Raw genomic sequence first — 20,546 nt, 5'->3', positions numbered from 1 at the left:
TTAATGACACTTCCCTCAATACTATTTTATGCATTTATTGCAGTTGTTAGTATTCAAATTATATATTATCTTAGTTTTCTTTTCACTTTTGGTGTTAAGCATGCTGAAACACGACTAAAAAAGCACATTCCAATATCTGTAATAATATGTGCTAAAAACGAAGCCGAAAATTTAAAGAAAAATATTCCCTTAATATTAAACCAAGCCTATTCAGATTTCGAAATTGTCTTAGTTAACGATAGTTCGTTTGACAATTCATTAGAAATCATGAAAGATTTTGAAGCCAAAAACAACAATATTAAACTTGTTGATGTAAAAATAAATGAAGCATTCTGGGGAAATAAAAAATACGCACTCACTTTAGGTATAAAAGCCTCTAAACATGATTTTTTAGTTTTTACTGACGCGGATTGCATACCAAATTCTAAACATTGGCTAGCACATATGAGCAGTGGTTTTTCTAACCAAAAATCTATTGTATTAGGTTATGGTGCTTATGCTAAAAAGAAATTTTCTTTTTTAAATAAACTTATCCGTTTTGAAACCGTAATGACTGCTTTACAATACTTTTCTTATGCCGAAATGAGCTTACCTTATATGGGAGTGGGCCGCAACATGGCGTATAGAAAAGATTTATTCTTTAATAATTGTGGGTTTAACAATCACATGTCTATTAAATCCGGTGATGACGACTTATTTATAAATGAAGTCGCAAACACCACGAATACAGCCATCTGTTTCAGTAAAGAAAGTTTTACAATTTCTGAACCTAAGACAACATTAAAGGCGTGGATTCTTCAAAAAAGAAGACATATTAGCACCGCAAATTTTTACAAATTGAAGCATCAATTATTATTAGGTGTATTTTATATTACTCAATTATTATTCTGGACTCTAGGAATTTCACTTATAATTTTAGGATTTTCTTGGCAATGGATTATTGCTTTAATTAGCTTACGACTTGTAGTACAGTGGTTAAGTTTTGGATTTACAGCTAAAAAATTTGAAGAAACAGACCTTATTATCCTTGCTCCTTTTTTAGAATTATTTCTTATTACTACACAATTAAGTATCTTTATAACTAATCTGATATCTAAGCCTAAACATTGGAAGTAAAAGAAGCTATAAACAAAGCAAAAAATAATAATCAAATTGCATTTAATTTTCTCCTAGACTCGTATTGGAATGATGTCTATGCTTTTCAACTTAAACGCACCATGAACGAAAATGATGCAGAAGACATAACCATACAGACATTCTCTAAGGCTTTTGACAAGATTGGCACCTATAATGAAGACTATAAATTTAAGACTTGGCTTCTCACTATCTCGAAAAATATTCATATCGATTTAATTAGAAAACAAAAGCAATCAATCAGAAATACATCTAAAGACGACGATAACCAATATTTTGATATTGTCGATGATTCACCAACACCTGAAGATAAAATTATTACAGAGCAGAATCTTGCAAACCTTCTAAAGGACATTAAGAAACTAAAACCACATTACCAAGAAGTCATTAACTTAAGGTACTTTCAGGAACTGAGTTACAAAGAAATTTCTGAAGAACTAAATGATCCTATAAATAATGTAAAAGTTAAACTGCTGCGTGCAAAAAAACTATTGGCTGCAATTATTACAAAATCTTAATATTGCCTTCCTTTAAAAAATTGAATGCCTTCAGGATTTAAACAACAAATAATTTTTACACCGTATTAAGTCCGCTTCATTACTCTAAACTTTTTTATTATTTACTTCGTATCTTTGCGTCTTGAAATTGAGAATTGCATGGAAACCAAAATTGCTTCAAACATTTTACCTGAACGTAAACCAAAATGGCTTAGAGTTAAATTACCAACTGGCAAAAAATACACAGAATTAAGAACCTTAGTAGATAAGTACAAATTAAATACCATTTGTACGTCTGGAAGTTGCCCAAACATGGGCGAATGTTGGGGAGAGGGCACAGCTACATTTATGATTTTAGGAAATGTATGTACACGTTCTTGTGGTTTTTGTGGTGTAAAAACAGGCCGACCAGAAACGGTTGATTGGGACGAACCAGAAAAAGTAGCACGTTCTATAAAGTTAATGCAAATTAAACATGCCGTTTTAACAAGTGTAGACAGGGATGACCTTAAAGATATGGGAAGTATTATGTGGGCAGAAACTGTAAAAGCAGTTAGACGCATGAATCCTGAAACAACATTAGAAACATTAATTCCAGATTTTCAAGGTATTGAAAAACATATCGATCGTATCATAGATGTAGCACCAGAAGTTGTGTCTCATAATATTGAAACTGTAAGACGCCTAACTCGTGATGTAAGAATACAAGCGCAATACGACAGAAGTTTAGGAGTTTTAAAATATTTAAAAGCCCAAGGGCAACGTAGAACCAAATCCGGAATTATGTTAGGCCTAGGTGAAGAACGTGAAGAAGTGATACAAACCCTTCACGATTTAAGAGCTAACGATGTAGATGTTGTTACTATTGGTCAATACCTCCAACCAAGTAAAAAGCATTTACCTGTAAAACAGTTTATCAATCCAGATCAGTTTGATGAATATAAAGCTATTGGTTTAGATTTAGGCTTTAGACATGTAGAAAGTAGTGCTTTAGTAAGATCATCATACAAAGCTCAAAAACATATTAATTAATGATTACGATAGCCATTAACGGCTTTGGCAGAATTGGCCGCCGCGTATTTAGATTAGCCTTAGAGCATCCAGAAATACAAATTGTTGCTATTAATGATTTAGCCGATTCTAAAACCTTAAGTCACTTATTAAAGTACGATAGTATTCATGGCGTATTAAAAGACACGATTTCTTTTGATGAACACCATATTATTGTAAATAATATTTCAATCCCTTTATATAGAGAATCGCATCCTAAAACATTAGATTGGTCTAAAGTTCAACCAGATTTTGTTATTGAATCTACAGGGAAATTCAAAACAAAAACAGAACTAGAGCACCATATACAAAATGGCGCAAAAAGAGTTATTCTATCAGTTCCGGCATTAGAAGATGATATTAAAACAATTGTTTTAGGTGTTAATGATAACACATTAACAGGTTCTGAAACAATTATATCAAACGCATCTTGTACTACAAATAATGCCGCTCCAATGATTGCTCTAATAAAAGAGCATCTTGGTATAAAGCAAGCTTATATTACTACAATTCACTCATATACTACAGACCAAAGTTTACACGATCAACCGCACAAAGATCTAAGACGAGCTAGAGCAGCAGGACAATCTATAGTACCAACCACAACTGGAGCCGCTAAAGCACTAACAAAAATTTTCCCAGACTTGTCTGATGTCATTGGTGGATGTGGTATTAGAGTACCAGTTGCAAATGGCTCGTTAACAGATATTACCATAAATGTTGAAAAACCAACATCTATCTCAAAAGTTAACGAAATATTTAAAAATGCAGCTGATTATCAGCTAAAAGGCATCCTTGAATATACTGAAGACCCAATTGTATCTATTGATATTGTTGGAAATCCACACTCTTGCATCTTCGATTCGCAAATGACTTCAGTAATCGGTAACATGGTAAAAATAGTAGGCTGGTACGATAATGAAACAGGATATAGTTCAAGAATTTTAGATTTAATTTGCAATTTAACCGATAAATAACCACTTTTATCGAATAAATAATTATATTTGCTTGAATTAAAGTGAGCTGAATGTCCCTAATCAAATATTACATATTTGTATTTCTAGCATGTTTTTGTAGTCTTATTTTCGCGCAACAAGATAGCGATGAAGATAAAGACATGCTAGCATTAAAGCTTCAGAACCACTTAGAGCAAGCTAAACTTGAGAGTAATCGTGGCGACTATTACAATGCTAAAGATAATCTAAACAAGGCACTTGTAATTGCAGAAAAAATTGACGATAAGTCTAACCAAGGTACAATTCATACCAAAATAGCAAAAGTTCAATTTTTAGTTAATGAGGAATCACAAGCTAAAATTTCGCTTAACAAAGCCATTCAAATTCAACGTGAAAATAATGATTATGGTAACCTTGCTGTTACTTATAATATAAAAGGTGTAATTCACAGCACACAAGAAGAATACAAAAAAGCTTTAGAATATTACAATTCTGCAAAAAACCTATTTGAACAAGAAGGCTTAGAAGCTTATATTTCAGAGGTCACACTCAATGAAGCAAAAATCTATATTGCTCAAAAACGGTACGAAGAAGCAAAATCAGAATTAGAGAAAACCATACTTATAGCCAAGAAACACGATCAAAAACGTCGCCTTAGCAGTGCTTTAATTCAGAGTGGAAAAATTTATAGTGAGCTAAATAATCTCAAGATGGCATTATCTCAAACCGAAGAAGGTTTAGCCATTGCCCAATCACAAAAAATCATAGAAAATGTAAATGAGGCTTTCCTTACTCTGAGTGCTATTCATGAAAAAAATGGAGATTATAAAAATTCCCATAGTTATATCAAAAAACATATTCAACTATCCGATTCTATATTAAATGTAAAACGAGCAAACTTAGCACCAGGAATATCTAGCCAATATATTAATAATTATAAAGATGCTGAAAACGCACAATTAAAAGCACAAATAGACGAAGTTAGTGCCGAAACTGCCTTTTCTAAAATCACAACAATTTTAAGTATTGCCTTAATAACCATTTTGTCGCTATTAACGTTATCTCTGTATAAAAACAACAATATAAGACTCAATACCAACACTATGCTTCATAAAAAGAATGATGAGCTTATTGTTGCCAAAGAGAAAGCAGAACTAGCTTCTAAAACAAAAGCTAACTTCTTATCTACTGTAACTCATGAGTTACGTACTCCGTTATATGCCGTTACAGGACTTACGAATATGCTATTGGACGAAGATCCTAAAGAACACCAAATACCACATTTAAAATCTTTAAAATTCTCTGGAGATTACCTACTAACCTTTATCAACGATATTCTTCAAATTAATAAAATTGAAGCCAATAAAGTAGAGTTAGATCCTGAAAATTTTAATCTTAAAAATAAATTAGAAAACGTTATATCTGCTCTTAGCAATTCGGCTAACGATCAAGATACGACAATACATTTTGACTATGAAGAAGGGCTACCAGAATCATTTATTGGTGACCAACTAAAGATTTCCCAAATCTTAATTAACCTACTTGGTAATGCTATTAAATTCACAAAAGATGGAGACATCTGGGTGAGAACGTACAAAACTGATGTCAAAGACAACGTGTACAATCTTCGCTTTGAAATTGAAGATAATGGTATTGGTATTACAAAAGAAAAACAAGACCAAATGTTTGACAGCTTCTCTCAAGGCTCTGTACAAATTAACAGAAAGTACGGAGGTACTGGTCTAGGTTTATCTATTGTAAAAGGATTAATTCAAATTCTAAAAGGAAAAATTTACTTAAAGAGTGAACTTGGTAAAGGTTCTACATTCGTCTTTGAGATTCCTTTAGAGTATGACAAAAACGCCGAAAAACCTCAAGTAGAAGAAGTTAAAAAAGTTAATAAGATGGAAAGTTTGGATTTAAGTAACGTTAAAATTCTAATTGTAGAAGACAACAAGATTAATCAAATGATTACTAAAAAGATTCTCAACAAGATGAATCTGTACTGTGATGTGGTTGATAATGGTGAAGCTGCAGTAGAGCAAGTAAAAGAAGTAGCATACGATGTCGTTTTAATGGATATTCATATGCCAGGAATTAGTGGATTAGAAGCCACAAAAATCATTAGAACTTTTGATAAAGAACTCACCATTTTTGCCCTAACAGCAGTAACGTTAGAAGACAAAATGCACGAATTTGGCGAAGCTGGTTTTGATGATATTATTTCTAAACCTTTTAAACAAGAGGATTTTGAAGACAAATTACATGCTGCTCTTTCCGGTGAAAAAATTATATCTAGTTTTTTTAACTAACAAACGCACTAACTGCAGCATTAAACTGTTCTGAATTATCTATTTTTATTTGAATAGGCAAATAATACAATTTACTTTTTAACTCTTCATAACCGGACAAACGCACATAGTCCTTTTCCGTTGTAATAATTAACGATTTTGAAGCTAAGGTTTCAATATCTGAAACTTTAAAACTATAGTGATCGCTAAATTCCATGTGATCAAACTCTAACCCTTTTTCAACTAAGAAATCTACCAATGGTTTTGCATTAGCAATGCCTGTAACTAAGGTGAATTTTGGAAGCTTTACTAACTCTAACACTTCATATTCTGAAATCACATCGGTCGCATAATCCACATAACTAAAAAATAGTTTTTGATGGTTTTTTAATTTCAACTTAGAAGTAATCTTCTGTTTTTCAGCTTCAGAAAGATCCTTCTTACATTTTGTAACAACAATTAAATCGGCCCTTTTTGCTCCAGATCTTGGCTCACGCAAGTTTCCTGTAGGCAAAACAATATCTTTATAATAAAGATTATTATAAGCCGTTAGTAGAATATTACATCCCGCTTTTACTTTTCTATGCTGAAAAGCATCATCTAACAAAATAACTTCCGGTAGCGAGTTTAAAGTTCTAAGTTCTGCAATTCCATTTTGTCGGTCAGCGTCAACAGCAACGGTTACATTACTAAACTTTCTATAAAACTGAAAAGGCTCATCTCCTATAGTATCTGCACTCGCATATTTATCTGCTAAAACAAAACCGTCTGTTTTACGTTTATAACCTCTACTTAATGTAGCAAGCTCTTTATTGTCCTTAAGAAGTCTAATTAAATATTCTATCATTGGTGTTTTCCCTGTTCCACCTGTACTAAGATTACCAACACAAATCACAGGGAAATCATACGACTTAGAGGTTTTAAAACCAGAATCGTACAGCCAATTACGCAACCAAGTAATGACATAATAAATGGGTACAATAGGAAACAATATGATGCGGATAATCTTCATGTGTTTTTAATTATAGCATATTTCTGTCACATGGAACATCACAATAACCATAGTGTTTTAAAGGCAAAATGGAGGAATGATGTTTCACGAGTACTAAATTATATTATTTTTGAAACAAATATACACTTATGATTATACAAGACGTAATTAATCACTTGCACGATTTAGCACCTTTAGCTTATGCTGAAGATTTTGATAATGTTGGACTTTTAGTAGGTGATAAAAATGAAACTGTTTCTGGCATCTTAGTCACACTAGACACACTAGAGACTGTTGTAGATGAAGCTATTGAAAACAATTGTAATCTTATTGTAAGCTTCCATCCTATCATATTTTCAGGTTTAAAAAAATTAACAGGCAAAACATACGTAGAGCGTGTTGTTATTAAAGCTATTCAGCATAAAATTGCAATTTTTTCAATTCATACGGCTTTAGATAATGCAATTGAAGGTGTTAATTCTATTATTTGTGATCAATTAGGTTTAAAAAACAAAAAAATATTAATTCCACAATCTGGTACAATAAAAAAATTACAAACTTATGTTCCAAAGGCAAATGCAGAATCTCTAAGAACTGCTTTATTTAAAGCTGGCGCAGGAAACATTGGTAATTACGAATCTTGTAGTTTTAATATGAAAGGTGAAGGAACTTATTTAGGAAATGAAGATTCTAATCCGGTAATTGGTGAAAAAGGAAAATTACATACCGAAAAAGAAACTGCAATTTCCGTGACGTTCAAAAAGCATTTAGAATCTAAAATTTTAAAGACTTTATTTGAAACGCATCCATATGAAGAAGTGGCTTACGAGATTTCAACCTTAGAAAACAACAATCAGCATATTGGAATAGGCATGATTGGAGAGCTCGAAAACGCCATGAAAACCGAAGAATGCCTCAATTTTATTAAAACTAGAATGCAAACAGAGTGTATTAGACATTCAAAATCGCTAAATAAACCTATTAAACGAATCGCCGTTTTAGGAGGTTCCGGAAGTTTTGCCATAAGCGCCGCAAAAGCTGCAAACGCTGACCTTTTGATTACAGCAGACCTAAAATATCACGACTTTTTTAGTGCAGAAAACGCTATAGTTTTAGCAGATATTGGACATTATGAAAGCGAACAGTTCACAAAATCGTTTTTAGTAGACTATCTCTCGAAAAAAATCACTAATTTTGCAATCATTTTATCAAAGAAAAATACAAATCCGATAAAGTATTTATAATTATGGCAAAAAAAGCTGAAGTTTCTGTTGAAGAGCGATTAAGAGCACTATATGATTTACAATTAATTGACTCTAGAGTAGACGAAATAAGAAATGTCAGAGGTGAGCTTCCTTTAGAAGTTAGAGATTTAGAAGACGAAGTTGAAGGGCTTAACTTAAGATTGGAAAAGTTAAATGATAGTCTTGCTATTATTGACGATGAGATTAAAGGAAAGAAAAACTTAATTGAAGAAGCAAAATCTTTAATCACAAAATACAGTGAGCAACAAAAAAATGTTAGAAATAACAGAGAATACAACTCATTGACAAAAGAGGTTGAATTTCAAGAATTAGAAATTCAATTAGCTGAAAAGCACATCAAAGAATTTAAAGCTCAGATAGAGCAGAAAAAAGTAGTCATTTCTGAAACTAAAGACCGTTTAAAAGATCGTAATGCGCACCTTAAACACAAAAAAGGTGAACTAAACGAAATTTTAAAAGAAACAGAAAAAGAAGAAGAAGCACTTATCAACAAATCATTAGATTTTCAAAAGAAAATTGATGAGCGTCTTGTTAAAGCATACCTTAGAATTAGAAACAACGTTAAAAATGGTTTAGCTGTTGTTGCTATTGAGCGTGGAGCATCTGGAGGTTCTTTCTTTACTATTCCTCCACAAGTACAAGTAGAAATTGCTTCTCGTAAGAAAGTAATTACTGACGAGCATAGTGGACGTATCTTAGTTGATGCTGCACTAGCTGAAGAAGAAAAAGTAAAAATGAATAAATTATTTGCTAAACTTAGTAAATAAACATTAAACACATCATGTATCTAAGCCTTTGCCAACGCAAAGGCTTTTTTTTATTTAATATAATTTTATAATAAGGATTTGCAATTTTCTACGACTACTTAATTAAAGAAAATTAAAGCATGAAAAAGTTACTAAGTATTTTAACTATAGCCTTAGTGTTCAGTTGTCACAACCAAGCACAAACAAACCCAAAGCAACAAGCTGTAATCGACGCAGAACCCGTAGTGGTGCCGTTAAAAGACGGTAAAGCAAAAGCTTATTTTGCAAGTGGTTGCTTTTGGTGTGTAGAAGCGATTTTTGAGAGTGTAAAAGGCGTTGAAGAATCTATTTCAGGATATGCTGGTGGATATACTAAAAACCCAACTTATGAAGCAAGCAATACGGGTAGAACCGGCCACGCAGAAGCTGTAGAAATTATTTATGATCCTGAAGTCGTAAGTTTTGCAACTTTAGTAGATGTGTATTTTGGTTCTCAGAATCCTACTCAAGTTAATGGCCAAGGACCAGATCATGGCTCGCAATACCGCTCTATTATCTTTTATCAAAACGATGAACAAAAGCAAATCATAGAAGATAAAAAAGCAGCATTAGCCAAAGAATTAGATGCCACTATAGCTGCTGAAGTTTATCCATTCCAAAAATTTTGGATTGCCGAAGATTACCACCAAAACTATGAACGCTTACATCCTAATCAAGGCTATATAAGAAATGTTTCTATTCCGAGATTAAATAAATTCAAAGCTAAATTCCCTGAGTTATTGAAGGAGAATAAAAACCATTAAATAAAAAGATCTGTCAGGTTTTAAAAATCTGACAGGTCTTAAACAATTATAAAAAAAAATTACTCTAAAAGATACTCCACTTCAACCCCTATCATGGGATTTAAAAATCCCACTTTAGTGCGTTTCGGATTTTTATAATCAATAGCTCCACGCCTCCAGCCTGAGTTATGGTAATTAGACCAAGTCTGCAACGTCTTATCCTCTGTAAATGTATACCTATACATGGGACCAAAATAAGCGTACTTTTTTACTTTACCATGTGTATTAACCATTTCTACACCTACACACATTCCATTTTCAGGAAAGGGAATGCCTAAATCTTCAACATTAACCCATAATTTATATTTTTTATTTTTAGGTTGAACGTATATATTTTTATTATACAATAATTCTCCTGGTGCATTAGCAATAGAATCAAACTGATAAAATTTCACATTAAAAGTGGCTATATATTCGGCATCATTTCTCTTTTTTAGGCTGATGTAAACCCCATTTACTTTTCCTGTTTTGTTTTCAGGGTTCTCGATTAAAACAGCCGTTTCATAACCAATTAAAGACGTCACACTCTGATTACCCTCACGCTGTTCACCTAAAATTTCCCTTTTACCATATTTTAATTTTTTACTAGAAATAAGAACCTCATCTAAACCTTCTGTTTTTGGCGCTAATAAAACGTTATAAATCAAATCATCTTTAAACAAATTGACAGGTATAAATTGAGACTCATACCCTATTGTTGAAACTTTTAAAGTATCTGTATGAACATTTTTCACCTTCAACTTAAAGCTTCCTAATTCATCTGAGTAGGTTCCTTTCCCGTTCTTTAAAAGAATATTTGCATACGCTATAGCTTCACCTGTTAAAGAATCTTTTACAACTCCATTAATGCTTTGAGCTGCACAAAAATTGATACTAAGTAGAAAGATTAGACGTTTTATTGTATTCAAATTAAAATTTATTAATCGGTAAGTGAGTGTTTACATTTAGCTTAAAAACGAGTTAACACTCAATTTCTGCTGCGTTGCGTCATAAAAAAACCACTAGATTTTTGTGGCCTTCAACTCAAAAATCATAGGAAATAATTGATGCTTCATCTTATACATTTCGGATTCTGTTTTTATTAAATCTGGAAACACGTCATAAGGACTTTCGTCATATTCATTAAGATAGTCAATTTGTAAACCGGCTTCAATAAGCGCGTTAACAACTTCGCTTAAGCCATGATTCCAACCATACTCTTTACTGACCATTTTTGAATCCTGATTAGCATAAGTCCCTTCATATTCGTCATAAATCACTTCATCTTGACTGTAATGATATATCATTTTTGGTTGCCCATCTACATAATCAAACATCCATGCAATAGGATGAAATTCTACAATGTAAAATGTTCCTCCAACGTTTAAGCGTTCAGCAATCATTTTAGCCCAAGGCTTTAAATCTGGCAACCAACCAATAGTTCCGTAACTGGTAAATACAATATCAAAAGTTTCAGAAATATGTTTAGAAGTCTCTAAAACATTGCAGCATACAAATTCTGCATCGAGTTGTAATTCGGTATTTAATTCCTTCGCTAATTTCACACCTTCATTACTCAAATCTACACCAGTACACTTTGCTCCCATCCGACTCCAACTCAATGTATCTTGACCAAAATGACACTGCAAATGCAATAACGACTTCCCGTTTACGTCACCCAACGCCTTTAACTCATAAGGCATTAATGATGTTTTTCCCGCTTTAAAAGCGTCCATATTATACATTTCACTTTGAGCATGTATGGCTACTTTTTTATTCCAGGTAGCCTTATTCACTTCAAAATAATTAGTATCGTCTTTCATGGTTGATTAATTTAGCGTGTAATTTACTATATCTTTTTTAATATGAAGTCATTAAATCTAGGTCTCATCTGTTTACTACTTGTTTTGAACTGTAAATCTGATCCACAACAAACAAGCTTAAAAACCGACACTCAAGAATTATCCATAGCTAAAAAAATTGCAAACGCCCATGGTTTTGAACATTGGAAGAATGTCTCTGAAATAAAATTCACCTTTCAAGTAGATACCGACAGCAGAGAAGGAAAAGGACGGTCTTGGTCTTGGTATCCTAAAACGGACGAAGTACTTTTTGAATCTTTACATGGAGAACAACGATATTCTAGAAAGCATATGGACAGTATACAAATAGCCAATGATAGAGGCTTTATTAATGATAAATTCTGGCTTTTGGTTCCTTTTCAATTGGTATGGGACACTTCTGCTACAATTTCTGAACCCACAAAAGCACAAGCTCCAATTAGCAAAACCGAATTAAATAAGATAACCCTTACCTATTCTAACGAAGGCGGTTACACACCAGGCGATGCTTATGATATTTTTTATGATGAACAATTTATAATAAGAGAGTGGGTTTACAGAAAAGGTAATTCAGCAGAACCTTCACTAACTACAACTTTTGAAAATTACAAAAATTACAATGGCATTAAAATAGCGACAGATCACAAACAAGAAGGTGGCAATTGGAATTTGTATTTCACAGATGTCAGTATCACTTTGGATGATCAGAAATAAGGCTGTATTTTTGTAATCTATAATGTAAGATTCGTGTTCTAAGTTTTAACTTAAAATACATAGCTTACATTTTCCGCCTTAGGGCGTCTATATATATTAAAAGCACTTCATTTTTTTATATTGAAGTGCTTTTTTCTTGAGACATATAAGAAGAAACAGACTTAAACGCTTTGCAAATCAATAGCGACATTAAATCTAAAAGAGGTTCCTATTCCTGTTTCACTTTCTAAAATTAAGTTTCCTCCTAACATTTCTATATAGGCTTTAGATATAGATAAGCCAATACCAGAGCCATGAAGAGCATTTTTATTACCGACATCAACCTGATAAAAAGGATTAAAAATAGTCTCTTTTTTATCATCAGGAATACCAACACCTGTATCTTTTATAAAAAATTCTAATTGAGACGCAGAACTATCCAAACTACAACTAATATAAATTCTATCTCCTTTAGAAGTGTATTTTACAGCATTCTCTATTAAATGCTTTAATACTGCTGTAAGCTTATCGTTATCTGAATTTATTAGACTCTTACTTTCAGGAATAAAATTATTTAATGTAAACTCAACATTTTTCATTTCTGCTTCTGGCAAGAACAACTCATAAATAGACCGAATACACTCGTTCACATTAAACAACGATTTTCTAACAGCCATTAGACCTGTTTCAATCTTAGATATATTTAAAATATCTGTAATTACATCTAATAACTCATTACCACTCCCTTCTATCACCTTAACATATTCTTGGTATTCTTCATCTTGCTTGTGGTAAGCTTTTAAAAGTTCAGCACTACCCAAAATACCATACATTGGTGTTCTAATTTCGTGACTCATATTGGTTAAAAATGCAGATTTTAACTGATCGGACTCTTCTGCACGCTCTTTTGCAATAATTACATTTTTATGCTTTTCAAGAAGTTCATCTTGTAATTGATTTTCTTTTAATAATGCATTGTGTAAACGATCGACTAAAAACGAAACTGAAAGAACTGTAAGCAGTCCAAAAAGTACATTATTAATAAAGACAACAAATAATATTTCTATTGGTGACTCTGAAAAAAACCGAATATCTACCCACTTAACATAATCAACAATCAATACAATAGCATAAAACACCGCAGATACTACAACAGAATTAACACCTGCTTTTTTTCCACTATAAAGTGTTATTAGAATGCTAAGCATAAAAAGCAAAATAGTTCCATTACCATTAAGCCCTAGATCTATAATTAAAGCAAAAGACAACAAAAACAAATTGATGGAAAAAATGGTTTTCTTTGTTGTTAGATGCATTCGTTTATTAAAAAGTAAAAACAGCATAACCAAAACAGCTACAGTATCTATTACAAAAACAAAGTCTTTATCTAATGCAATAGCCATTCCTGCACTAGGAATATAAGATATTAAACTTAAGGCAAGGGTTAATATTAAAATAGAGACAAACAGTTTATCTCTAAAATAGGTTAAGTCTTCTTTTTCTTTTTGATTAGAAAAACCACTATACTCAATATACCATTGGCGATAGGACAACCAAAGTTTTTTTAGCATATACAAAATTATTATTCGCTATTTATTTAGCCGAAAAAATGTGCGTAAAACTATTTAATTCTTTTTAATTCTTATGACACTTTCTGAATTAATCGATTAACGGAAATTTAATATAATTATGCTATTTTTGTTACAAACCGAAAAACCTTTCAAATTGTCCAACTACAACCCCAGTCTTGATTATGCTAAGGCGCAAGACAAATTAGACGAATTATCTCATTATAGAACTCAATTTCATATTCCAAAAGACAAACACGGAAATGAACTTATTTACCTCTGTGGCAACTCTTTGGGACTTCAACCCAAATCTACAAAGTCTTATATCAATCAAGAACTAGAAGATTGGGCAAATCTAGGTGTAGAAGGTCATACAGATGCCAAAAACCCTTGGTTACCATATCATGAATTCCTAACAGAAGCCACAGCAAAATTAGTTGGCGCAAAACCAATTGAAGTGGTCACTATGAACTCTTTAACGGCAAATCTGCATTTTATGATGGCGTCTTTTTACAAACCAACCAAAGAACGTTATAAAATACTTATTGAAAGTGACGCCTTTCCTTCAGATAAATATGCTGTAGAATCGCAATTACGCCATCATGGTTACGATGATAAAGAAGGTTTAATTCTCTGGCAACCAAGAGAGGGTGAAGAATTACTAAATTATGACGACTTAGAAGCTATTTTAAAAACACACGGTAACGAGATTGCATTAATAATGATTGGTGGTGTCAATTATTACACTGGTCAGTTTTTCGACTTTAAGCGTATTACAGACTTAGGACACAGTTATGATTGTAAAGTCGGTTTTGATTGTGCACATGGTGCCGGAAACGTTAATTTAGACTTACATAATTCTGGAGCCGATTTTGCCGTTTGGTGTACTTACAAGTACATGAATTCTGGACCAGGAAGTTTGTCGGGTTGTTTTGTCCATGAGCGTCATGCTTACGACAAAGACCTCAACCGATTTACAGGTTGGTGGAGCCACAACAAAGACACACGTTTTAATATGCGCCATGAGTTTGATGTATTACCTGGAGCCGAAGGCTGGCAATTAAGTAACCCACCTATTTTATCAATGGCCGCCATTAAAGCGTCTTTAGATATGTTTAATGAAGTTGGTATTGAAAAACTGATTGAAAAATCGAAAAAACTAACGGGTTATTTCGAGTATTTACTGAAAGGCTTAGGAGAAGATACCATAAGAATTATCACACCAGAAAATCCTAATGAACGTGGTTGTCAGTTATCTATTCAAGTTTTAAACGCTGATAAATCATTACACGATAAATTAACCGAAGCCGGAGTCATTAGCGATTGGAGAGAACCAGATGTCATTAGATGCGCACCAGTGCCATTGTATAATTCATTTGAAGATGTTTATTTGATGGTTGAGAAGATGAAGGAAATATTGAGCATTTAGCACAACTAGAAAAACAATTGGAATGAATAAAACAAATAATTAAATATTCAAATCCTAAATCAATTTGAAAAATTGAACATCAATCTGCAGAAATAAAGAGCGAAAAAGTGGAACTGCGAAGCGAAGCTTCAAGCATGAAACTTTGAAAGCGAATGTTCCGAAGGGATTTCCTCAGATTGATTGTGATTTTTTGGTTCGTTTTGTATCAAGACAAAATGAACAGAACTAAAAAAATTCTGATACAAGTTCAGATTGAAAAAAACTTATGAGTAACAAACAACAAAACATACTAATCATAGGCGCAGGACTCTGCGGAAGCCTATTAGCATTAAGACTAGGGCAAAGAGGCTACAACGTCACTGTTTACGAAATGCGTCCAGACCTAAGAACTACAGATATTTCTGCAGGTCGTTCCATCAATTTAGCATTTTCGGACCGTGGAAACAAAGCCATGAAACTCGTTGGTATTGAAGATAAAGTGAAAGCATTGTGCATTCCTATGAACGGAAGAATGATTCACGACAAAGAAGGCAATACGTTTTTATCTAATTACAGTGGAAGAGATTATGAATATATCAATTCCATTTCTAGAGGGGAACTCAATGGTTTACTTTTAACCGAAGCCGAAAAGCATGATAATGTCACCATTCATTTCAACAAGAAATGTAATTCTGTAGATTTCGAAAAAACCACAGCCTTATTCCAAGATTACAATTCTAAAGAAGAGTTTATTGAAGATGCAGATTGTATTATCGCCACAGATGGAGCTGGATCCGCATTACGAAAAAGCTATTATTTAAGTCATAAATTCCTATTCAGTTTTTCGCAAGAGTATTTAAGTCACGGTTATAAGGAATTAACCTTTTTACCAAAAGAAGATGGTGGTTACAAAACCTATAAAAATGCGTTACACATTTGGCCAAGAAGTAGCTTTATGCTTATCGCTTTACCAAATTTAGACGGTAGTTTTACAGTCACTTTATTTTTAAGTTACAGCGAAGGAGAATACAATTTTAATAATTTAACCACACCAGAAGTCGTCACAGAATTCTTCCAAAAAGAATTCCCAGATGCTTTAGAAATCATGCCGAATTTGGTGGATGATTTTTTCGAAAATCCAACAGCAGCTTTAGGAACCGTAAAATGTTCCCCTTGGCATTATAAAGGCAACACCTTATTAATGGGAGATTCAGCACATGCTATAGTTCCTTTTTATGGTCAAGGTATGAATGCCTCATTTGAAGATGTGGTTGAATTTGATAAAGTACTAGATCAAAATCTAGATAATTGGGAAGCTACGTTTGAAGCTTACGAGAAAAACAGAAAGAAAGACACAGATGCCATTGCCGATTTAGCCATTGACAATTTCCATGAAATGAAAGGTCATGTTGCCAATCCTATTTTTCAAGAAAAACGAAAAATTGAAATGGCTTTAGAAAAAGAATTTCCTAGTGCCTATTCATCAAAATATAGTTTGGTTACCTTTAACGAAGACATTGGATACAATGAAGCAATGTTAAGAGGACGAGCACAAGACAAGGCTATATTGAATATGTTAACTGATAAAATTATATCAACTGAAGATGATTTAAAAGACATTTTAGATAAAGTAAAAGCAGAAACTGAAGCTATTTTAGAAGATGATCGGATTGCGGGATTGCATTGATTAATGATTAGTGATTAATGATTAATTGAAAATAAAATAACAGAAGTAATTAAAACAAAATTATGAGCGAGAAAATAGTAACACCAAGAGGAGCCTATCCACATGTAAAGCAAGTTGGCGATTTTATTTTCGTTTCAGGCACAAGCTCTCGTCTACCAGATAACACCATTGCTGGAGTTGATATTATAGACGAGATGGGAACAAAACGCTTAAATGCCTATACACAAACTCAAGAAGTCTTAAAAAACATAGATAAGAATCTTCAAAAAGTTGGGGCGAGCTTAAAAGATGTGGTAGATGTTACCTCATTTTTAGTCAACATGAATGACTTTGCCGATTATAACAAAGCTTACGCAGAATTCTTCGAAAAAGAAACAGGACCAACTAGAACTACAGTTGCGGTGCATCAATTACCTCATCCAGATTTGGTGGTTGAGATAAAGGTTATGGCTTATAAGAAAAAAGATTAAAGAACCTAGAACCAAGAATCGTAGACTTATAAATCTTGACTCTATTATCTTGGTTTTTTTATCTGAAACCACATGAACATCAAAAACTACATAAACGGTAACTTTCACAATCCAATCAACAATAACTGGATAGACAACTACAATCCTTCTAATGGGCAAGTTTACGGACAAATACCAAACTCATCAAAAGAGGATGTAGAAAGCGCATACAATGCAGCAAAATCTGCATTTCCAAGTTGGTCGCAAACCACTCTAGAAGAACGTAGCAGAATCTTAATTAAAATTTCAGAATTACTAGAAGCCAACTTAGACCGTTTTGCAGAAGCAGAAAGTAAAGATAACGGGAAACCAATAAGTTTAGCAAAAGCGGTTGATATCCCAAGAGCAGCAAGTAACTTTAGATTCTTTGGAAATGCGATTACACAATTTGCAAGTGAAAGTCATGAATCCGTAGGACAACAAGCCATAAATTACACCTTACGTCAACCCATTGGTGTTGTGGGCTGTATTTCACCTTGGAACCTTCCACTCTACTTGTTTACTTGGAAAATTGCACCAGCGCTTGCTGCCGGAAATTGTGTGGTTGCCAAACCAAGTGAAGTCACGCCAATGACCGCTTATTTATTAGGCGAAATTTGTAATGAAGCAGGTTTGCCAAAAGGTGTATTAAATATTGTGCATGGACTTGGAGGTTCAACAGGACAAGCCATAATTGAACATCAAGATATTAAAGCCATTAGTTTTACAGGAGGTACAGCAACAGGAGCACATATTGCGAGCATTGCCGCACCACTATTTAAAAAATTATCTTTAGAATTAGGAGGAAAAAATCCAAATATCATTTTTGCAGATTGTGATTATGAAGACATGCTGAATACAACGGTTCGCTCATCGTTTGCTAATCAAGGGCAAATCTGTTTATGTGGCAGTCGCATTTTTGTAGAAGCCTCTATTTATGAAAAATTTAAAACTGATTTTGTAGCTAAAGTAAAAGCGTTAAAAGTTGGGCATCCATCAAACGAAGACACTAATATTGGTGCTTTAGTATCTAAGCCTCATTTAGAGAAAGTAAAAGACTATATTAAAATCGCTAAAAATGAAAATGGAAACGTATTGTGTGGCGGGAATGAAATTACCGTTAAAGGTTATGAAAACGGTTATTATTTAGAACCAACGGTTATCGAAGTTCCTAATGACGACTGCAGAGTGAACCAAGAAGAAATTTTTGGACCTGTCGTCACCATTATGCCATTCAATACTGAAGACGAAGTTTTAGAAATGGCCAACAAAGTGAAATACGGACTTTCAGCGACACTATGGACTAACGATTTAAAACGCACCATGAAATTAAGTCACCAACTGCAAGCAGGAATTGTTTGGGTAAATACCTGGATGATGCGCGATTTAAGAACTCCTTTTGGAGGAGTAAAAGCTTCTGGCGTTGGACGTGAGGGTGGATTTGAAGCCTTACGATTTTTTACGGAAGCCAAGAATGTTTGTATAAAATACTAGTTCCCACGAAAGTGAGAATCTCATAAATTGAAACGAAATTATTAATTATAGATAGTACTGATTATATTTTAGTATTACAATAAAAAGATTCCTGCCTTCGCAGGAAATGTTATGGATTTACAATTAAACAACAAATACGCATTAGTTTGCGGAAGCACAGCAGGAATAGGAAAAGCAACAGCACTAGCTTTAGCGGCAGAAGGTGTTCAAGTAACCCTAATTGCTAGAAACGAAAACAAATTAAAAGCTACATTAGCCGAATTACCGCAACAAAGACCTCACGATTATATTGTCGCTGATTTTTCGAATCCTACGGAATTGAAAGCCAAAGTTTCAGACTATGTTTCTAAACATCATGGGTTTCATGTTTTAGTCAATAATACTGGAGGTCCAAAAGGAGGTCCTGTTTTTTCAGCAGAGGTAGACGAATTTGAATCCGCTTTTACGCAACATTTAAAATGTAATCATGTATTAGTTCAAACGGTTGTTCCGTTTATGAAAAGTGAAGGTTATGGTCGTATCATCAATGTGATTTCAACCTCTGTAAAACAACCTTTAGATGGTTTAGGTGTTAGTAACACCATTCGTGGTGCAGTGGCTAACTGGAGTAAAACCTTAGCCAATGAATTAGGGCAATTTGGTATTACAGTGAATAACGTTTTACCTGGCGCTACAGGAACAGAACGTTTAGCTGAAATCATAAAAAACAAATCTGCTAAAACAGGAAATACAGAAGAAGAAGCGGCCAATGCTATGAAAAGTGCTGTACCAGCCAAACGTTTTGCAAAACCCGAAGAATTGGCTGATGCTATTACCTTTTTAGCAAGTGAACGCGCTGCTTATATTAACGGAATTAATCTTCCAGTTGATGGCGGAAGAACAAAATCTTTGTAACTTTATGACTTGTCATTCCTGCGAACGCAGGAATCCAAAAATAAAAGCAATAATAACATAGATTCCTGCCTACGCAGGAATGACAAAAAACAACATAGCCATGAGTAAAATATATCCTCCCATTAATTTCAAAGCATGGATAGATGAAAACCGTCATTTATTAAAACCACCTGTTGGTAACAAAGTGGTATGGAAAGATGGTGATTTTATTGTGATGGTTGTTGGTGGACCTAACAGTAGAAAAGACTACCACTATAATGAGACGCCAGAATTTTTTCATCAAATTGAAGGAGATATGGTTTTAAAAATCATTGAAGATGGTGAACCTAAAGACATTCATATTAGAGAAGGTGAAATATTTCTTTTACCACCAAAAGTTCCACATTCTCCGCAACGTGGAGCTCATACGGTTGGGTTGGTTATTGAATATCCAAGAGACAAAGGTGTTCAAGACGCATTACTTTGGTTCTGTGAAAATTGTACCACAAAACTATATGAAGAAGATTTCACTGTTGAAAATATTGAAACCGATATGCCTAAGATTTTTGATAACTATTATGGAGACAAGGACAAACGTAAATGTCCGAATTGCGGTGAGATTATGGAACCACCAGAAAAGGTGAAAATCGATAATTAAAGGTCGGTTGATTTTCCGAAAAGGAAAAACTCTAAATTCATAAAACAGAACTAACTAAAGGGTTCAATAATAAGTTGAATTCCAA

General features: G+C 33.3%; 19 protein-coding genes. 15 read left to right on the top strand and 4 right to left on the bottom strand.

Annotated features, from left to right (window positions below; all coding sequences use genetic code 11):
• Positions 1-3: 3 nt before the first annotated feature.
• From KO504_RS16565 to KO504_RS16545, 5 genes are all read left to right on the top strand, one after another.
• Positions 4-1,116: a glycosyltransferase gene (locus KO504_RS16565; protein WP_215928735.1), complete on the top strand. Its 1,113-nt coding sequence runs from the start codon at positions 4-6 to the stop codon at positions 1,114-1,116.
• Entirely contained in the window at positions 1,107-1,652 is a 546-nt protein-coding gene (locus KO504_RS16560) for an RNA polymerase sigma factor (protein WP_215928733.1), read from the top strand. Before KO504_RS16565 ends, KO504_RS16560 begins: the two co-directional genes overlap by 10 nt.
• 138 nt (positions 1,653-1,790) lie before the next feature.
• Complete coding sequence (gene lipA, locus KO504_RS16555) at positions 1,791-2,663, top strand: lipoyl synthase (protein WP_215928723.1); 873 nt, start codon at positions 1,791-1,793, stop codon at positions 2,661-2,663.
• Positions 2,663-3,658, top strand: a complete 996-nt coding sequence (gap, locus tag KO504_RS16550) for a type I glyceraldehyde-3-phosphate dehydrogenase (protein WP_215928722.1) — start codon at positions 2,663-2,665, stop codon at positions 3,656-3,658. The genes lipA and gap overlap by 1 nt, the downstream gene beginning before the upstream one ends.
• 50 nt (positions 3,659-3,708) lie before the next feature.
• Positions 3,709-5,949 (top strand): tetratricopeptide repeat-containing hybrid sensor histidine kinase/response regulator, encoded by a 2,241-nt coding sequence (locus KO504_RS16545; RefSeq protein ID WP_215928720.1) that lies wholly within the window; start codon positions 3,709-3,711, stop codon positions 5,947-5,949.
• Here KO504_RS16545 and lpxK read toward each other — a convergent pair.
• On the bottom strand, positions 5,942-6,940 hold the full coding sequence (gene lpxK / locus KO504_RS16540) for a tetraacyldisaccharide 4'-kinase (protein ID WP_215928718.1): 999 nt from the start codon (positions 6,938-6,940) through the stop codon (positions 5,942-5,944). The two genes, KO504_RS16545 and lpxK, sit on opposite strands and share 8 nt — an antisense overlap.
• 128 nt (positions 6,941-7,068) lie before the next feature.
• Between lpxK and KO504_RS16535 the strand changes: the two genes are divergently transcribed.
• The 3 genes from KO504_RS16535 (at position 7,069) to msrA (ending at position 9,733) form a co-directional block, all read left to right on the top strand.
• A complete protein-coding gene (locus KO504_RS16535; protein WP_215928716.1) occupies positions 7,069-8,163 on the top strand; it encodes a Nif3-like dinuclear metal center hexameric protein in 1,095 nt (364 codons plus the stop codon).
• 2 nt (positions 8,164-8,165) lie between these two features.
• Positions 8,166-8,951 (top strand): zinc ribbon domain-containing protein, encoded by a 786-nt coding sequence (locus KO504_RS16530; RefSeq protein WP_215928714.1) that lies wholly within the window; start codon positions 8,166-8,168, stop codon positions 8,949-8,951.
• Between the two features lie 119 nt (positions 8,952-9,070).
• Positions 9,071-9,733, top strand: coding sequence for a peptide-methionine (S)-S-oxide reductase MsrA (msrA, locus tag KO504_RS16525; protein WP_215928712.1), 663 nt, complete (start codon positions 9,071-9,073; stop codon positions 9,731-9,733).
• A gap of 59 nt (positions 9,734-9,792) precedes the next feature.
• On the opposite strand, the gene KO504_RS16520 is transcribed toward msrA, so the two are convergent.
• Together KO504_RS16520 and KO504_RS16515 are read right to left on the bottom strand one after the other, a co-directional pair.
• Positions 9,793-10,680 carry a carboxypeptidase-like regulatory domain-containing protein gene (locus KO504_RS16520; RefSeq protein WP_215928710.1) on the bottom strand — a complete coding sequence of 296 codons (888 nt, stop codon included), beginning with the start codon at positions 10,678-10,680 and terminating at the stop codon, positions 9,793-9,795.
• Positions 10,681-10,773: 93 nt separating this feature from the next.
• On the bottom strand, positions 10,774-11,574 hold the full coding sequence (locus tag KO504_RS16515) for a class I SAM-dependent methyltransferase (protein ID WP_215928708.1): 801 nt from the start codon (positions 11,572-11,574) through the stop codon (positions 10,774-10,776).
• A gap of 42 nt (positions 11,575-11,616) precedes the next feature.
• On the opposite strand from KO504_RS16515, the gene KO504_RS16510 reads away from it, so the two are divergent.
• Complete coding sequence (locus KO504_RS16510) at positions 11,617-12,306, top strand: hypothetical protein (protein ID WP_215928706.1); 690 nt, start codon at positions 11,617-11,619, stop codon at positions 12,304-12,306.
• A 161-nt stretch (positions 12,307-12,467) separates the two neighbouring features.
• Here the strand turns inward: KO504_RS16510 and KO504_RS16505 are convergent, their stop codons facing one another.
• Positions 12,468-13,856, bottom strand: coding sequence for a sensor histidine kinase (locus tag KO504_RS16505; protein ID WP_215928704.1), 1,389 nt, complete (start codon positions 13,854-13,856; stop codon positions 12,468-12,470).
• Between the two features lie 154 nt (positions 13,857-14,010).
• Here KO504_RS16505 and kynU point away from each other — a divergent pair, with 154 nt between their 5' ends.
• The 6 genes from kynU (at position 14,011) to KO504_RS16475 (ending at position 20,461) form a co-directional block, all read left to right on the top strand.
• Positions 14,011-15,282, top strand: coding sequence for a kynureninase (gene kynU, locus KO504_RS16500; protein WP_215928702.1), 1,272 nt, complete (start codon positions 14,011-14,013; stop codon positions 15,280-15,282).
• 265 nt (positions 15,283-15,547) lie between these two features.
• A complete protein-coding gene (locus tag KO504_RS16495) occupies positions 15,548-16,948 on the top strand; it encodes an FAD-dependent oxidoreductase (protein WP_215928700.1) in 1,401 nt (466 codons plus the stop codon).
• 62 nt (positions 16,949-17,010) lie between these two features.
• The gene (locus KO504_RS16490; RefSeq protein WP_215928698.1) at positions 17,011-17,418 is read left to right on the top strand and encodes a RidA family protein; all 408 of its coding nucleotides are present in this window, start codon (positions 17,011-17,013) and stop codon (positions 17,416-17,418) included.
• Between the two features lie 72 nt (positions 17,419-17,490).
• A complete protein-coding gene (locus KO504_RS16485; protein ID WP_215928696.1) occupies positions 17,491-18,930 on the top strand; it encodes an aldehyde dehydrogenase in 1,440 nt (479 codons plus the stop codon).
• A 111-nt stretch (positions 18,931-19,041) separates the two neighbouring features.
• Positions 19,042-19,824 carry an SDR family oxidoreductase gene (locus KO504_RS16480; RefSeq protein WP_215928694.1) on the top strand — a complete coding sequence of 261 codons (783 nt, stop codon included), beginning with the start codon at positions 19,042-19,044 and terminating at the stop codon, positions 19,822-19,824.
• Positions 19,825-19,924: 100 nt separating this feature from the next.
• Positions 19,925-20,461 (top strand): 3-hydroxyanthranilate 3,4-dioxygenase, encoded by a 537-nt coding sequence (locus KO504_RS16475; protein WP_215928692.1) that lies wholly within the window; start codon positions 19,925-19,927, stop codon positions 20,459-20,461.
• Positions 20,462-20,546 lie beyond the last annotated feature (85 nt).

Source organism: Winogradskyella psychrotolerans (genome assembly GCF_018860565.1).
GTDB classification, from domain to species: domain Bacteria; phylum Bacteroidota; class Bacteroidia; order Flavobacteriales; family Flavobacteriaceae; genus Winogradskyella; species Winogradskyella damuponensis.
The sequence above is the reverse complement of the archived record's forward strand: the minus strand, read 5'-3'. Positions and strand labels throughout refer to the sequence as shown.

Excerpts from the sequence above, each read along its gene's own strand:
- KO504_RS16565 (WP_215928735.1), top strand. The coding sequence starts at position 4 with ATGACACTTCCCTCAATACTATTTTATGCATTTATTGCAGTTGTTAGT.
- lipA (WP_215928723.1), top strand. The coding sequence starts at position 1,791 with ATGGAAACCAAAATTGCTTCAAACATTTTACCTGAACGTAAACCAAAA.
- gap (WP_215928722.1), top strand. The coding sequence starts at position 2,663 with ATGATTACGATAGCCATTAACGGCTTTGGCAGAATTGGCCGCCGCGTA.
- KO504_RS16545 (WP_215928720.1), top strand. The coding sequence starts at position 3,709 with ATGTCCCTAATCAAATATTACATATTTGTATTTCTAGCATGTTTTTGT.
- lpxK (WP_215928718.1), bottom strand. The coding sequence starts at position 6,940 with ATGAAGATTATCCGCATCATATTGTTTCCTATTGTACCCATTTATTAT.
- KO504_RS16535 (WP_215928716.1), top strand. The coding sequence starts at position 7,069 with ATGATTATACAAGACGTAATTAATCACTTGCACGATTTAGCACCTTTA.
- KO504_RS16530 (WP_215928714.1), top strand. The coding sequence starts at position 8,166 with ATGGCAAAAAAAGCTGAAGTTTCTGTTGAAGAGCGATTAAGAGCACTA.
- msrA (WP_215928712.1), top strand. The coding sequence starts at position 9,071 with ATGAAAAAGTTACTAAGTATTTTAACTATAGCCTTAGTGTTCAGTTGT.
- KO504_RS16515 (WP_215928708.1), bottom strand. The coding sequence starts at position 11,574 with ATGAAAGACGATACTAATTATTTTGAAGTGAATAAGGCTACCTGGAAT.
- KO504_RS16510 (WP_215928706.1), top strand. The coding sequence starts at position 11,617 with ATGAAGTCATTAAATCTAGGTCTCATCTGTTTACTACTTGTTTTGAAC.
- KO504_RS16505 (WP_215928704.1), bottom strand. The coding sequence starts at position 13,856 with ATGCTAAAAAAACTTTGGTTGTCCTATCGCCAATGGTATATTGAGTAT.
- KO504_RS16495 (WP_215928700.1), top strand. The coding sequence starts at position 15,548 with ATGAGTAACAAACAACAAAACATACTAATCATAGGCGCAGGACTCTGC.
- KO504_RS16490 (WP_215928698.1), top strand. The coding sequence starts at position 17,011 with ATGAGCGAGAAAATAGTAACACCAAGAGGAGCCTATCCACATGTAAAG.
- KO504_RS16485 (WP_215928696.1), top strand. The coding sequence starts at position 17,491 with ATGAACATCAAAAACTACATAAACGGTAACTTTCACAATCCAATCAAC.
- KO504_RS16480 (WP_215928694.1), top strand. The coding sequence starts at position 19,042 with ATGGATTTACAATTAAACAACAAATACGCATTAGTTTGCGGAAGCACA.
- KO504_RS16475 (WP_215928692.1), top strand. The coding sequence starts at position 19,925 with ATGAGTAAAATATATCCTCCCATTAATTTCAAAGCATGGATAGATGAA.